Raw genomic sequence first — 12823 nt, 5'->3', positions numbered from 1 at the left:
CAACTTAACTATTTTTCTTTTAAGGACTGTAAACGGTACATATCGTAATAGATTCCTTGATGAGCAATTAGTTCATCATGTTTGCCAACTTCAATAATATTTCCTTTATTCAAAACATAGATTTGATCAGCTTTTTTAATGGTTGATAAACGGTGGGCAATCACTATTAAAGTAGCTTGTTGTCTAATTTTATCTAAACTTGTCTGAATATATTGCTCACTTTCAGTATCCATGGAGGCCGTTGCCTCGTCAAGAATTAAGATTTTAGGTTGGCGAATCACCGAGCGCGAAATATTGATTAATTGTTTTTGACCAGCTGATAGGGAAGCTCCTCCCTCGGTTACTAAATGGTCGTAACCATCAGGGAAAGCTTCAATAAAGTGATCAGCTCCGGTGAATTTTGCAGCTGCAATTACTTCTTCATCCGAATAGTCTCCATGCAAACGAATATTATCCTTGATACTACCATAGAACATAAAAGCGTCTTGTTGTACTAAGGAGACTTGGTCTTTTAGGGTCTCTATGTCATAGTCTTTGATAGAGACTCCGTCAAAATTAATTTCTCCTTGATCAAAGTTATAAAACCGCATTAAGAGATTGATGATGGTCGATTTACCAGATCCAGTGTGGCCGACCAAAGCAATCATCTGACCTTGATGGGCTTGAATATTTATATCTTTAAGCACCAGTTGCTCTTGGTCATATGAAAAGCTTAAATCTTTAGTTGAAACTTCGCCATCCAATTGTCTTTGAATTTTCTTATTAGTTTGGCTGGGGTTAATATCTGAGTTTGATAACAGCTTACGCCCTCTGGAAGCAGATACCAGGCCATCTTGATAAACAGAAAGACTATCCAACATATTACCAATTGGATTAAAGAATGACTTGGAGTAAGAGGTGAAAGCATAAATTATACCGATATCTAAGTTGTTTCCTTTTAATAGTTGATTACCAAAAATCCAAATTACTAATACTAGAACAATTTGTTCAATCAAATTAACCGCTGGCATTAAAAAGATCGCATTCATTTTGAACATATTCGTTCTTGCTTTAACATATTCTTGGTTAACTTGGTCAAACTCATCTTTCATACGCTCTGTCTGATTAAACTGCTGAATTAACCACATTCCCATAGTCGATTCGGCCAATTTAGCATTCACTCGTGCCAGAGCAGACCGCATCTTGCGGTATACGACTGTCGATATTTTTTGATAAATATAAATTAGAATAAACACTAAAGGTAGAAAGGCAATAAACATCCAAGAAATACCAGCGTGTAAACTAAACATAGCTGTTCCAACGGTTACAGCATTAATGAAGCCATCAAAAAAAGTTAAGAAAACATTCCAGAACTCTTTAATTGTTTCAGTGTCATTTGTAATGCGCGAAACAACTTCGCCGTTAGGAGTTTGGTTGAAATAGTTCATACTTAACCGGCCTAGTTTTGAATACAGACGGTTACGCATACTTGCCACAGTGTATTCGCTCGCCATAAAGAAGTAAAAATCTTTGGCATAAATCAAGATCATTCTTATAATCAAGAGGCCCAAATAAGTTAAAGCCACTTTGATGGTGATATTAAAACTTGTCACTTGACCAGCTGAAATACTGTCTAAATAACGTTTAATAATAATCGGCAAATAGGCAGCAATAGATGAGGAAGCAATCATTGCAATGACAGAAATAAGAAACCGCCACCACTGATTGGAAGCGAAAGAGAAGAGATAACGTAAGATATCGATTTGTTCAAGAATTGAAAATTTAGTTTGTCTAGTTTTCTTATTCTTCTTCACCGACTTCACCTCCTAATTTCTCTTCTAATTGTTGTTGGGTAAACATATTGGCATACCAACCATTCAAGGCAACTAGCTCTTGATGGTTTCCTCTTTCAGTTATTTTCCCTTGGTCTAGCACAATAATCTCATCGGCATGCATAACAGAAGATAGGCGATGAGTCGCAATAATCGAAATGCCATTATCTCTTTCATCTTTTAACTTACTTAAAATAGCTTGTTCAGTTCTAGCATCCACTGCTGATAGGGCATCATCCATTAATAAAATTCGAGGCTGCATAGCCAGCGTTCTTGCAATTGAAATCCTTTGTTTTTGACCGCCAGAAAGTGATACCCCTCTCTCACCTACTTCCGTCTCATAGCCATCAGTAAAATCAAGAATATCTTGGTGAATATCAGCTATTTGAGTGTAATGTTCCACTTGATCTTGTGACATATCTGGCCGGCCAAAACGAACATTCTCTCTAACAGAAGTTGAAAACAGCAGGTTTGTTTGCGGAATATAGCCTACATGGTCTCTTAAGTAAGTTAAATCAATCTTAGTTAAATCTTGATCGTCAAATAAAATCTGACCTTGATCTAAATCATAGAGACGAACTAAACAGTTTAAAAGGGTCGTTTTGCCTGAACCAGTTTTACCGACAATTCCTAATGTTTGTCCTTCGCTTAGTTCAAAAGTAACATCTTGTAAATTAATTTCTTCACTAGTAGGATAGGTAAATTGTTTGATATCAACCTTTAGGTTTTTAAATGGAAGTTTCTTAATGCCATCTTTTGGATTAGTAACACTCGCCTTTTGAGCTAGGAGTTCTGTTACCCGGTCATAGGATGCATTCCCTCTTTCCATGGTATTGACTAAACGACCCACTGCTAAAAGTGGCCATGTCATATTACCTAAATAAGAAAAATAAGCAATCAATTGACCAATCGAGATTCTCCCCTCACTGACAAAGTATGAGCCAAAGATAATTGTTAAAACATAAGTTAATCCTGTAATTAAGTTAATGATAGGAGAATAGGCTGAATTGACTAAGTGGACCTTACGATTTTGAGCAATTACATTATCAGTTGCTTTTACAAAGTCTAAGTGGTCTTCTTTTTCTTCGCCAAAGGCTTTAATGACTGTCATTCCAGCTACACTTTCTTGCACATGATCATTCATTTTAGAAAAAGCTCTTAGGGACTCTCTAAAGTATTTATTAATCCACTTACCTAAGTATCTTGAAACAAAAATAAGCAAAGGGAAAGGAACAATTGTATAGAGTGTTAACTTCCAATCAATAATAATTACCATGGAAAAAAGTGTGACGATTGTGATAGATAAGGCATCAGTTAAGGTTAAAATACCTCCCCCAGCTACAAAGCGTAACGCTCGTAGGTCATTAGTAGCGTGAGCCATCAAGTCACCGGTACGGTATTTTCCGTAAAAGGTTTGATCCATTTTTGTAAAGTGGTCATATAATTTATTACGCATAATCGACTCTAAAATAGTGGAATTAGTAAATAGATTCGATCGCCACATATAACGTAAGCCATACATCATTAGACCGACCAATAAAAGCAATAACATATACTGTAAAAGAGAGGATGAAGTTAGACTACCTTTTGCCATTTGGTCAACTACTTGACCAATTAATAAAGGAATTATTGCAGATAAAACCGCACAAGAAATCAACCCCCCTATTGCCAAGGTATAGGTCTTCCATCTTAATTTAAAAAACCATGCTAATTTGCGAAAAATTGCAAACATTATTTTTCTTCCTCTCTATATTTTTTTCAAGTAACTCTTATTGTAGTATATTTTAATCTCGATTTCATATTAAATGCATAAAACTCTCCCAAAATACCAAAAATGGGAGAGAACCGAGATTAAAAGTAAAAATTATTCATTTAAAGACTCGTTTTGTCTTAAAAGACGAAGACCGTTTAAAATAACTAAAATAGTAGAGCCTTCATGAAAAACTACACCTAAAGGTAAGTCTAAAGTACCTAGAAAGTTAAGGACAATTAATATAAAGATGACACTAATAGCAAAGATAATGTTTTGCTTAATGATTCGATTTAATTTATGACTCAACTGGTAAGAATAAAATAATTTCAATAAATTATTTTTAACAACGATAATTTCAGATGACTCCATCGCGATAGAAGAGCCAGATCCCATGGCAATACCAATATTAGCATGGGCTAAAGCAGGAGCATCATTAATTCCATCGCCAATCATGCCCACTACCTTATCCTTTGCTTGACTTTCTTTAACATATTTTATTTTATCTTTGGGTAAGCATTCAGCCACTACGTCTTCAATCCCTACCTGCTGACCTACTTTTTTAGCAACTTGATGGTTATCCCCAGTAATCAGGACAACTTCTACTCCGGCTTGCTGGAATTTCTTAACCGCTTCAATTGATTCGGAACGAATCTTATCAGCTAATGAGAGATAACCTAATACTTTTTCTTGATTAGCGATAAAGATAGTTGTATGCCCTTCTTCTATTCGATCAATATATTGTGCATAATTTGCTAAGTGTTCAAAAGTAGAAGGCTTTCCAACTTGAATTTCTCCCTTTTTCATCCCTTGTCCTGGTAATTCTTCCACCTTTTCATGGGTATCTACTTCCGACAAGTCTAGATCCTTAAAATGCTTAACAACTGCTAGAGCAATGGGATGGTTGGAACCTTGTTCCATATAAACTACTTCTTTTAAGTAGTCTTCTTCTAGCTCATAATCTACCACATCAAAGACACCTTGAGTTAGAGTACCAGTTTTATCTGAAAATAGAATATCCATGGTATTTAATGATTCCATGGCTGCTCCACCCTTGACCAAAATACCATTTTTAGCTCCATTAGAAATGGCTGATAAAGTGGCTGGAGTAGCCGTAGCAACTAACGCACAGGGACTAGCCACCGTTAGCAAGACCATGCCGCGGTAGAAAGCCTCTTGGAAGGAATAATCCACTAAAAAATATAAGACAACAATGAATAAAGGCACAGCGATTAAAACACCCATAGCATAATGCGATTCAAAGCGATCGATAAAACTCGCTATTTTAGATGGATTGGACTGGGCCTCTTGAACCATCCGAATAATGGAAGAAAAGACTGTATCTTTACTTAGCTTACTTACCTCTAGTCTAAAAGAATTTCCTTCATTGATTGTACCAGCAAAAACTTCTTCGCCTTGATTTTTTTCTACTGGTAAAGATTCTCCGGTTAAAGCAGCTTCATTTATGATTACCGATCGATCTGAGAAACCATCGATTGGTAAGGCATCACCCTTAGCTACCAATACTTGATCACCTATTTCTAAACTATCTGTAGGCACTTCTTTCGTTTCACCATTTGGTAAAATTTTTAAGGCTACATTAGGCACATGCCCCATTAGTTCTTCGATGGCCTTAGTAGATTTATTGGTTGCATATTCTTCTAAAACTTCGGCCCCTGCAAAGATGAATAAAAGCATAGCTCCCTCAGACTCATAATTAATAATAACAGCTCCTAAAGCTGCTAAAACCATGAGGAGGTCTACATTCAATTTTTTTTCAATAAAAGTCTCACTGACAGCTTCTTTAGTGGCAAAAAAGCCTAAAAAGAAAATAGCTAAATAAAAAGCAAACCGACTCAAAAGAGGATTAAATGAAAATAAGAAACCCGCGATCATTAAGATAGTTCCTATGGCAAAAAACTGCCCTTCACGATTCCTAAAGATACTAACCACCACAAAATCTCCTTCTTTCTTTCGTAATTCTCTAACAAAAAAAGCGCACCAAAGACAGTTAATGAAAACTGTCTCACAGGTACGCTAAGGTATCTCTGCTGTCCTCGCAATGAGGACCGGGCTGCATGATTATATCACCGCTTGATCAGAAATATTTAATTGTTAAAGTTTATAAACATATTATACCGTCTATTTATTTTTTGTCAAGGTGTTTTTAAATCTTTTCGAAATGATCGACTAACATGGCTGGAACAAGCTGTTTATTAGAAACTTTTAAACCTTGCATCTTACCATAAACTTTGACATGATCGTCTGTATTTAGCGTTTGGTCCGTCTCGTTAATGAATTTTAAAGCTACAAGATTAACGGGTTCTTCTTGGCTAGTAGATAAAGAACCTAAGGCGATAGCGCCTTCTACTCCTAAATCTTCAGTAAAGAACGATGCGATTTTTCCTTCAAGTTGCACCCATTCATCTTTTAAGCCATTATTATCAATTAGTTCTTGATAGTGAACAAAACGATAAGAAGAATGGTCGAATGATTCACTTGAGGTAAATGCGTTTTGACTATTATTTAGGGGGGGAGTTTTTCCGTCCTCTGCTTCACTTGCTTCATCAGGATTTACTCCTATTTCATCATTATAATGCTGAGCTTTTTGAGCTGCTTGACCTTCACGTAAAGGAACGTTATCTTTGAACGGATCTTCCCCTAAAGCATTGGTTGAAGAATCAATATCAGAATTAATATGAACCGGACCTAAAGGATCGTTCATAGTCTTGTCAGTAACCTGAGGTTTATTATTTGAATCTTTACTTTTACGTGATAAGAAGTAAATGGCTCCTAAAATAATAACCAATCCGAGTATCAATAATAAAGTACTTGTATCTATCATATACATTCTCCTCTGTCATTTTGTTATAACCATTATAACTCATTTACTTGTCTTTAGAAAAATGTTTTGCTTAAAGTTTATTTTGCAAGAACCATCGCTCTATTTAGCCCGTTTAGCGTTATAATAATATTAACTTATTAATAGAAAGGTGACTTATGCCGACTTATATTTACTTTGTCATAGGACTGCTTGGTCTTTGGAATATTTTTGTTTTTTCACTCTATGCTGTTGATAAATATAAAGCCAAACATCAGCTTTGGCGTATTTCAGAAAAAAGCTTATTAATAGCCACCTTTTGTTTAGGGGGCTTAGGTGGTCTACTAGCTATCTATCTTTGCCGTCATAAGAGCCGTAAAGGGATATTTTTAGCAACTGCCCGATTATCCTGCTTAATGATTGTGGCCTTTGTGGGTTATCTGACTGGTCTAAATTTTTAAAAATAATTAATTAAAAAGGATCTAAAAGCTAGATCCTTTTTCTTTTTATTTAGATTGTTTATGCTGAAAAGCTTCCCAGTCTTTTAAGAAGCCAGCAATTCCTTTGTCAGTTAATGGATGAGACCATAATTTAGGGAATAGACTGCCGGGTACCGTTGCAATATCTGCTCCTGCAACAGCTGTGGCTTCAAAATGTCCAATATGACGAATGGAAGCAGCAATAATTTCAGCGTCTAATGCATAGTTATCTAAAACTAAGCGTAAGTCAGCAATCAATTCCATACCATCTTCTCCCATATCATCGATTCGTCCAATAAATGGAGATATATATGTGGCACCTGCCTTAGCCGCTAAAAGGCCTTGAGCCACTGAGAAAATAAGTGTGACGTTAGTCTTAATTCCTTCTTTAGACAATGTATTAACAGCTTTTAAGCCTGCTTCAGTCATCGGAATTTTAACCACGATATTATCTGCCCATTGGGCAACTTGTCTAGCTTCTTTAACCATGCCTTCATAATCTAAGGCAATGACTTCAGCCGAAACAGGTCCATCAACAATTGAACAAATCTCTTTGATAACTGTTTCAAAATCTTTTCCCTCTCTAGAAATTAATGTAGGATTGGTAGTAATGCCATCCACCAAACCTAGGTCGTTGATGCGCTTAATTTCTTCAACATTTGCAGTATCTAAAAAGAATTTCATATAGGGCCTCCTAATTGTATTCGTTTACTTCTTTGAGTATAACAAGCTTATAGAATTATTTCAATCTTGAAAACTTTATAGTCAACTGCCCAGGCCATTTAACTCAATTGATTGGTATTTGAGAGGGTTTCTTGATCAAAAGCTTGTAGAAAGTCAATCATTAACTGATGACGATTTTTAGCCATTTCCTGCCCAGCTTTAGTATTCATTAAATTTTTGAGCTTTAATAACTTATCATCAAAATGTTGGCGTACGTTTCTTACTTGACGATAAGTTTCTTTGGAGCATACAGCTTGTGCCGAAGTATGAACAGCTTTCGGATCATAAAGACTATGCCCCTTGCTACCTCCGTAGTAGAAAGTTCTAGCAATACCAATCGCACCGATTGCATCTAGGCGATCGGCATCTTGAACAATTTGGCCTTCCAATGTTAAGTGTTGTTTTTCTATTAAATTGGCAGCAAAAGAGAGGTTTTTTATAATACGTAAGACTTGCTCTATTTCTTCCAGAGACATTTGGGCTTCTTTAAGTATATGTCTTACATCTTTTTCCGTAAGGAGGTAATCAACTTTTATTTTTTCATCTAATAAATCATGGGTATAAGCAGCTGCCAAAACAACATCAACATTAATAGGCTCTTGTATATGTTTGATTATTTGCTCACAATTGGCAACCACCCGTTGGATATGTAACCAATCATGCCCACTTTTTTCTTGTCTTAAATAAGTTTTGCTAAAGTCTTTAATCTTGTCCATATCCATCGGCAGGAACCCCTAGCTCTTCTAGTTTAACAATAACCATTTGTATCACTTTTTTTGCATCAGCAGGATTATTTAAGACATCCAATTCATCAATCGATATCTTTAAAACTTGGGAAGCATGATAATGGTTATCTACCCAATCATCATAACCTTGCCATAGACGATAATAATACTCGATTAATTCAGGGTCTTGTTCAAAATCGCGACCTCTTTGATTGATTCTTTTTAAAATGCTTTCAAAAGATCCATGTAAATAAACCATCAGATCGGGTGCTTTTTTGGGTAAATCTTCTAATTCTTCCATCATATTGTCTAATAATTTCTCATAAATAATAAATTCTTCGTCCGAAATTTTACCCGCTTGATGGTTGACCTTGGCAAAATACCAATCTTCATAAATGGAACGATCTATTATATTATGTGGGTGATAAAAAGCTTTCTTGATATCACGATAACGACTGGACAAAAAGTCTAATTGTAATAAAAATGGATACCTTTTTCTTTCTTGTTCTTCTTCACTTGCGGTGTAGTATAAGGGTAAGATATGATTATCATCTACATTTTCGTAATACACCTGGCTCTTTAAGGCCTTACCTAAAAAAGTCGCTAAGCTTGTTTTGCCAGCTCCAATCATTCCTCCAATAACTATCATAGCCATGGTTTCCTCCTAAATTAAAAAATAACACAAGATGTAGTGTCGTTTTTTTAATACTAACACAAAATCTTGTGGATGACTATCTTTTTATCTGTAAAAAAATATTTGAGAAATTGATAGAGATTACTTATGATAGTCATTAAAGACTGATAATTGATTAATTTTTAGAAAGGGTTTTATTATGCTAACTAACCACTGTGCACGTCATGTATTAGAAGAAATCATTGCTCTATTTCCAGATGCTAAAGCAGAATTAAATTTCTCAAACCGCTATCAATTATTAGTAGCTGTATTATTGAGTGCTCAAACAACCGATGTAGCGGTTAATAAAGTGACGCCTGCCTTATTTGCCGCCTACCCTAGTCCTAAAGAACTTGCAAAAGCGAGCCCGCAAGAGATAATGCCTTATTTAAAAACAATCGGCTTGTATCGCAACAAGGCAAATTATCTCCACAAATGTGCCAATCAATTAATGGAACGCCATCAAGGTGAAATTCCTGGTAATCGTAAAGATCTTGAAGCCCTGGCCGGAGTTGGTCGTAAAACAACCAACGTGGTCTTGAGTGTCGGCTTTGGAATTCCTGCCTTTGCAGTGGATACGCATATCCATCGTATCTGCCTCCATCATCAGATTGTTGATCCTGGTGCGAGTGTTCGTCAAGTTGAAAATCGTGTAATGGAGGTCTTGGATAAAGACCAATGGACTCAAGCCCATCAATCTTTAATCCTATTCGGTAGGAGAATTTGTCATCCGCGCAATCCAGAGTGCCATAACTATCCTCAACTCTTTACTTGTCAAGAGGAGGAGTAGACCCTAGATTTGCACGATTTAGAACGCTAAGTTGTGGTGTCTTTTGGTCGAGGCGACCTTGCATTCTTTTAAAGATAGGATCAAGCATTTTAATCGTTGCCACTGCATAATCGCCTTTGTTTATCATGACACAATCTGAGCGAGCTCCCTCAGTAACATCTGTTACTTCAGAGCGACTCGGCACACCGGTTTTAATTAATTTATCGAAGACTTCTGTGCCCCAAACGACGGGGGCATCAGCTGCTTCAGCCATCCACATGATTGGCTGTGGAAGTTCGGCTAAGCGAATATAAACTCTTTCAACAGCTAAATCGCCACGCGCGATCATTAAAGCGAAAGGCTGCTAGCTCGCAGTTGTAAGATAATTTCAGCTAGCTTCGTAATGGCTTGGACGGTTTCTATTTTAACCATAATTGGCATATAACTCGCAGCCTTACCTAATTCAATTTGAAGTTGTTTTTGAATTTCTTTAATATCCTGAGCAGTTCTAATGCATGGGCAAGCAATTACATCGGCACATTGACAAGCAAAAGCGATACCTTGCTTGTCTTTTTAATTTAAAATATCTGTTTCAAAAATTGTTTGAGGAAAGTGAAGTCCCTTTTTCAGCTTTTTGGCGCTTGGATCTTCTCTTTACTTTTTTATCCCTAATACAGCATACTTATCATTTGCTTTACTCACTTTTGTAGTAATTACCCCATCATCAATTAAAACCGAATCTCCAATTTTTAAAGCAGAATAAATCGTCGGAATTTGACTTGCTCATATAAAAAGATCCATTCTACAATTAATCATTTGGCTAAGAGACGCCGATTGGCTTCAATCATAGTAAATATCCAATTATAAAATTGTTTTAATGATTGGACTCTGCTTGGTGATTTATCTGAGCTTGGGTGAGATTGACATTTTTTCCTTTTTGAAAGCCGTCTTGATAGGCATGGTTAGATCGCGAAAAGGAAGGTTGATTAAATGTGAGTGAACCCGTTATTTCTCGGTTAAATTTTTCTTTGACAGCTTCTGGCGTTTGAATAATCAGGGCATACTTTTCATTTTCATTCATCATGGCTTGACGTTGGATATCAAACTTTTCCTTAAGTCCGTCCATAAATCCTTGATAATAGGATTTTCTCAACTGAGATAGAGGATTGCTGCTTAAATCTTCTTCACTTAATTCAGCTAGATGAATTTTAGAATAATACTTCATTGTATCCGCTGCTAAATTAAACATTTGAAAAGCAAGATCCACATCTTCTGGAAAACCCATTAAAACAATTTTGCGTTGAACCGAATGCTGATGAGGTAATCGGTTACTTTGGATATAAAACATGCAACGAAAATTATCGGCGATAATCCTAACTAAAACTTTTTCCCACCAATACAAGCGTTTATAGACTGATAAGGAGCGTAAAATGATTTCTGGACTTTTTTTATCAGAAACTTCTTGCTGAGAGATTTTATGTTTTAACATCAGTTTTTGAGCCATCAGCAAAGCAGTTTGGCTCTCTTCATCATTTCCGCCATCTTCAGCTAAAGTCAATAAATTTCGGATCTTAGCTAAAATCTTTTGATTAGTCTCAGACATCTCTACTTCCCTCCTTTTCTAACTATTTTAGACTATTTATAATTTTTTGCATCTTTAAGGGCAATGGACATTCAAAATGTAAGGGCTCATCTGTAACAGGATGTAATAAATCAATGGCCTTTGCATGTAATAGTTGCCCGTCTTTTTGATTAGCTAATTCCCCCGGTAAATTTTGAAGATTTCTGCGATAAAGTGGATCGGCTATAATTGGATGACCTATAGCTTCCATATGGATGCGAATTTGGTGAGTCCGACCAGTCTGTAACTTTAATTGCATTAATGTGGCGTATTGAAAACGTTCCAGCACTTGAAAATCAGTAATAGCTTCTTTACCCGAGGGATCCACATGCCATCTTAAGCGATTGGATGGGTCACGTTTAACAGGCATTTCAATATGTCCGGAGTCGCTTTCAACTTGCCCATTAACTAAAGCGACATAAGTCCTCCCCATGGTGTGATCCACCAATTGTTGACTTAAGTGACGATGGGCTTGATCATTTTTTGCTACTACTAATAAACCAGAGGTATCTTTATCAATTCGATGAACAATTCCTGGTCGGTAAGATTGAAAGCCTTGGGATAGCGCTTTTCCTAAATAATGATAGAGGCCATTCACTAGAGTTCCGTTAGTGTGTCCTTTAGCAGGATGGACAACCATCCCAGCTGGTTTATTAACAAGCAAAAAACTGTCATCTTCAAAGATAATCTCTAACTCCATCACTTCAGCAATCAACTCGAATTCTTCAGGGCTGGCTTCTTTTTCAGGAAAATCAATCGTAATCATCTCATCCCCTTTTAAAATGGCGTTAGCTTTTAAAAATTGATTGTTAACTTTTACTCTTTTTTCTTTAATTAATTTTTGTAATTGCGATCTACTAAAATTTGGATAATAATTAGTCAAAACTTTATCTAAACGGTCTTGATCTGCTTCATTATTAGAGAGCTTTAATGCTTCTGTCAAATTAAATCACTTCCTTCTTCGGTCCATATAACCATTATAATCAATAAAATAACGCCTAGAGTAAGCGCCACATCTGCCAAATTAAAAATTGGAAAATCAAACAGACGAATCTGTAACATATCTACTACATAGCCTCTCACTAAACGATCAATTAAGTTGCCAACTGCCCCTCCTAATAAAAGTGCATAAGCAAGTTTAGTCCAAGGGCTATGGTAGCGATTTTTCCAAATTAAATAAACTAAATAGAAAATCACTAAAAAAGTTACCCCTATTAAGAAAAAACGTTGGCCGGCAAATAAGCCCCAACCCGCTCCTGTATTATGAATATAGTTTAACTGAAAAAAATCAGGAATAATTTCTAGCGTTTGATTTAGCGTTAAATGATTTTGGGTCCATATTTTTAAAGCTTGATCCAGTATTACGATTATAGCCGTTATGATAAAAGTGGTCGTCATTTAATCCTCCTTGTCCAAATTAATTCTAATTTGTTATAATATTTGTGTTTACA

General features: G+C 36.0%; 14 protein-coding genes. 2 read left to right on the top strand and 12 right to left on the bottom strand.

Going from position 1 to position 12823, the window contains the following annotated elements; all coding sequences use genetic code 11:
- Positions 1-8: 8 nt before the first annotated feature.
- The 4 genes from ACQV18_RS04810 to ACQV18_RS04795 form a co-directional block, all read right to left on the bottom strand.
- Positions 9-1793 carry an ABC transporter ATP-binding protein gene (locus ACQV18_RS04810; RefSeq protein WP_428873375.1) on the bottom strand — a complete coding sequence of 595 codons (1785 nt, stop codon included), beginning with the start codon at positions 1791-1793 and terminating at the stop codon, positions 9-11.
- Positions 1780-3543, bottom strand: a complete 1764-nt coding sequence (locus tag ACQV18_RS04805; protein ID WP_428891745.1) for an ABC transporter ATP-binding protein — start codon at positions 3541-3543, stop codon at positions 1780-1782. Before ACQV18_RS04805 ends, ACQV18_RS04810 begins: the two co-directional genes overlap by 14 nt.
- 132 nt (positions 3544-3675) lie before the next feature.
- Positions 3676-5517, bottom strand: coding sequence for a heavy metal translocating P-type ATPase (locus tag ACQV18_RS04800; protein WP_428891746.1), 1842 nt, complete (start codon positions 5515-5517; stop codon positions 3676-3678).
- A 211-nt stretch (positions 5518-5728) separates the two neighbouring features.
- A complete protein-coding gene (locus ACQV18_RS04795) occupies positions 5729-6406 on the bottom strand; it encodes an LPXTG cell wall anchor domain-containing protein (protein WP_428873379.1) in 678 nt (225 codons plus the stop codon).
- Positions 6407-6561: 155 nt separating this feature from the next.
- On the opposite strand from ACQV18_RS04795, the gene ACQV18_RS04790 reads away from it, so the two are divergent.
- Entirely contained in the window at positions 6562-6843 is a 282-nt protein-coding gene (locus ACQV18_RS04790; RefSeq protein WP_428892643.1) for a DUF1294 domain-containing protein, read from the top strand.
- A gap of 45 nt (positions 6844-6888) precedes the next feature.
- Here the strand turns inward: ACQV18_RS04790 and fsa are convergent, their stop codons facing one another.
- The 3 genes from fsa to ACQV18_RS04775 all read right to left on the bottom strand — a co-directional run bounded on the left by fsa (position 6889) and on the right by ACQV18_RS04775 (position 8964).
- Positions 6889-7545: a fructose-6-phosphate aldolase gene (gene fsa / locus ACQV18_RS04785; RefSeq protein ID WP_428875247.1), complete on the bottom strand. Its 657-nt coding sequence runs from the start codon at positions 7543-7545 to the stop codon at positions 6889-6891.
- A 98-nt stretch (positions 7546-7643) separates the two neighbouring features.
- The gene (locus ACQV18_RS04780) at positions 7644-8306 is read right to left on the bottom strand and encodes an HD domain-containing protein (RefSeq protein WP_428873383.1); all 663 of its coding nucleotides are present in this window, start codon (positions 8304-8306) and stop codon (positions 7644-7646) included.
- Entirely contained in the window at positions 8287-8964 is a 678-nt protein-coding gene (locus ACQV18_RS04775) for a deoxynucleoside kinase (RefSeq protein ID WP_428873385.1), read from the bottom strand. Before ACQV18_RS04775 ends, ACQV18_RS04780 begins: the two co-directional genes overlap by 20 nt.
- Positions 8965-9139: 175 nt before the next feature.
- On the opposite strand from ACQV18_RS04775, the gene nth reads away from it, so the two are divergent.
- Positions 9140-9772: an endonuclease III gene (gene nth / locus ACQV18_RS04770; RefSeq protein ID WP_428892652.1), complete on the top strand. Its 633-nt coding sequence runs from the start codon at positions 9140-9142 to the stop codon at positions 9770-9772.
- Here nth and ACQV18_RS04765 read toward each other — a convergent pair.
- From ACQV18_RS04765 to lspA, 5 genes are all read right to left on the bottom strand, one after another.
- Positions 9750-10100 carry a pyruvate kinase gene (locus ACQV18_RS04765; protein ID WP_428875187.1) on the bottom strand — a complete coding sequence of 117 codons (351 nt, stop codon included), beginning with the start codon at positions 10098-10100 and terminating at the stop codon, positions 9750-9752. The genes nth and ACQV18_RS04765 overlap by 23 nt on opposite strands.
- Positions 10100-10309 carry an aldolase/citrate lyase family protein gene (locus ACQV18_RS04760; protein WP_428892651.1) on the bottom strand — a complete coding sequence of 70 codons (210 nt, stop codon included), beginning with the start codon at positions 10307-10309 and terminating at the stop codon, positions 10100-10102. Before ACQV18_RS04760 ends, ACQV18_RS04765 begins: the two co-directional genes overlap by 1 nt.
- A 316-nt stretch (positions 10310-10625) precedes the next feature.
- Positions 10626-11354 (bottom strand): DUF2786 domain-containing protein, encoded by a 729-nt coding sequence (locus ACQV18_RS04755; RefSeq protein WP_428873387.1) that lies wholly within the window; start codon positions 11352-11354, stop codon positions 10626-10628.
- A 22-nt stretch (positions 11355-11376) separates the two neighbouring features.
- On the bottom strand, positions 11377-12315 hold the full coding sequence (locus tag ACQV18_RS04750; RefSeq protein WP_428875189.1) for an RluA family pseudouridine synthase: 939 nt from the start codon (positions 12313-12315) through the stop codon (positions 11377-11379).
- On the bottom strand, positions 12312-12770 hold the full coding sequence (lspA, locus tag ACQV18_RS04745; protein ID WP_428875190.1) for a signal peptidase II: 459 nt from the start codon (positions 12768-12770) through the stop codon (positions 12312-12314). Before lspA ends, ACQV18_RS04750 begins: the two co-directional genes overlap by 4 nt.
- Positions 12771-12823 lie beyond the last annotated feature (53 nt).

The organism is Facklamia sp. P9177 (genome assembly GCF_050409585.1).
GTDB lineage: Bacteria > Bacillota > Bacilli > Lactobacillales > Aerococcaceae > Facklamia.
Note: the sequence above shows the minus strand (reverse complement) of the source record. Positions and strands in the feature narration are given on the sequence as shown.

Coding starts and splice junctions, on each gene's coding strand:
- ACQV18_RS04755 (WP_428873387.1), bottom strand. CDS start 11,354: ATGTCTGAGACTAATCAAAAGATTTTAGCTAAGATCCGAAATTTATTG.
- ACQV18_RS04775 (WP_428873385.1), bottom strand. CDS start 8,964: ATGGCTATGATAGTTATTGGAGGAATGATTGGAGCTGGCAAAACAAGC.
- ACQV18_RS04765 (WP_428875187.1), bottom strand. CDS start 10,100: ATGATCGCGCGTGGCGATTTAGCTGTTGAAAGAGTTTATATTCGCTTA.
- fsa (WP_428875247.1), bottom strand. CDS start 7,545: ATGAAATTCTTTTTAGATACTGCAAATGTTGAAGAAATTAAGCGCATC.
- lspA (WP_428875190.1), bottom strand. CDS start 12,770: ATGACGACCACTTTTATCATAACGGCTATAATCGTAATACTGGATCAA.
- ACQV18_RS04805 (WP_428891745.1), bottom strand. CDS start 3,543: ATGTTTGCAATTTTTCGCAAATTAGCATGGTTTTTTAAATTAAGATGG.
- ACQV18_RS04780 (WP_428873383.1), bottom strand. CDS start 8,306: ATGGATATGGACAAGATTAAAGACTTTAGCAAAACTTATTTAAGACAA.
- ACQV18_RS04790 (WP_428892643.1), top strand. CDS start 6,562: ATGCCGACTTATATTTACTTTGTCATAGGACTGCTTGGTCTTTGGAAT.
- ACQV18_RS04795 (WP_428873379.1), bottom strand. CDS start 6,406: ATGATAGATACAAGTACTTTATTATTGATACTCGGATTGGTTATTATT.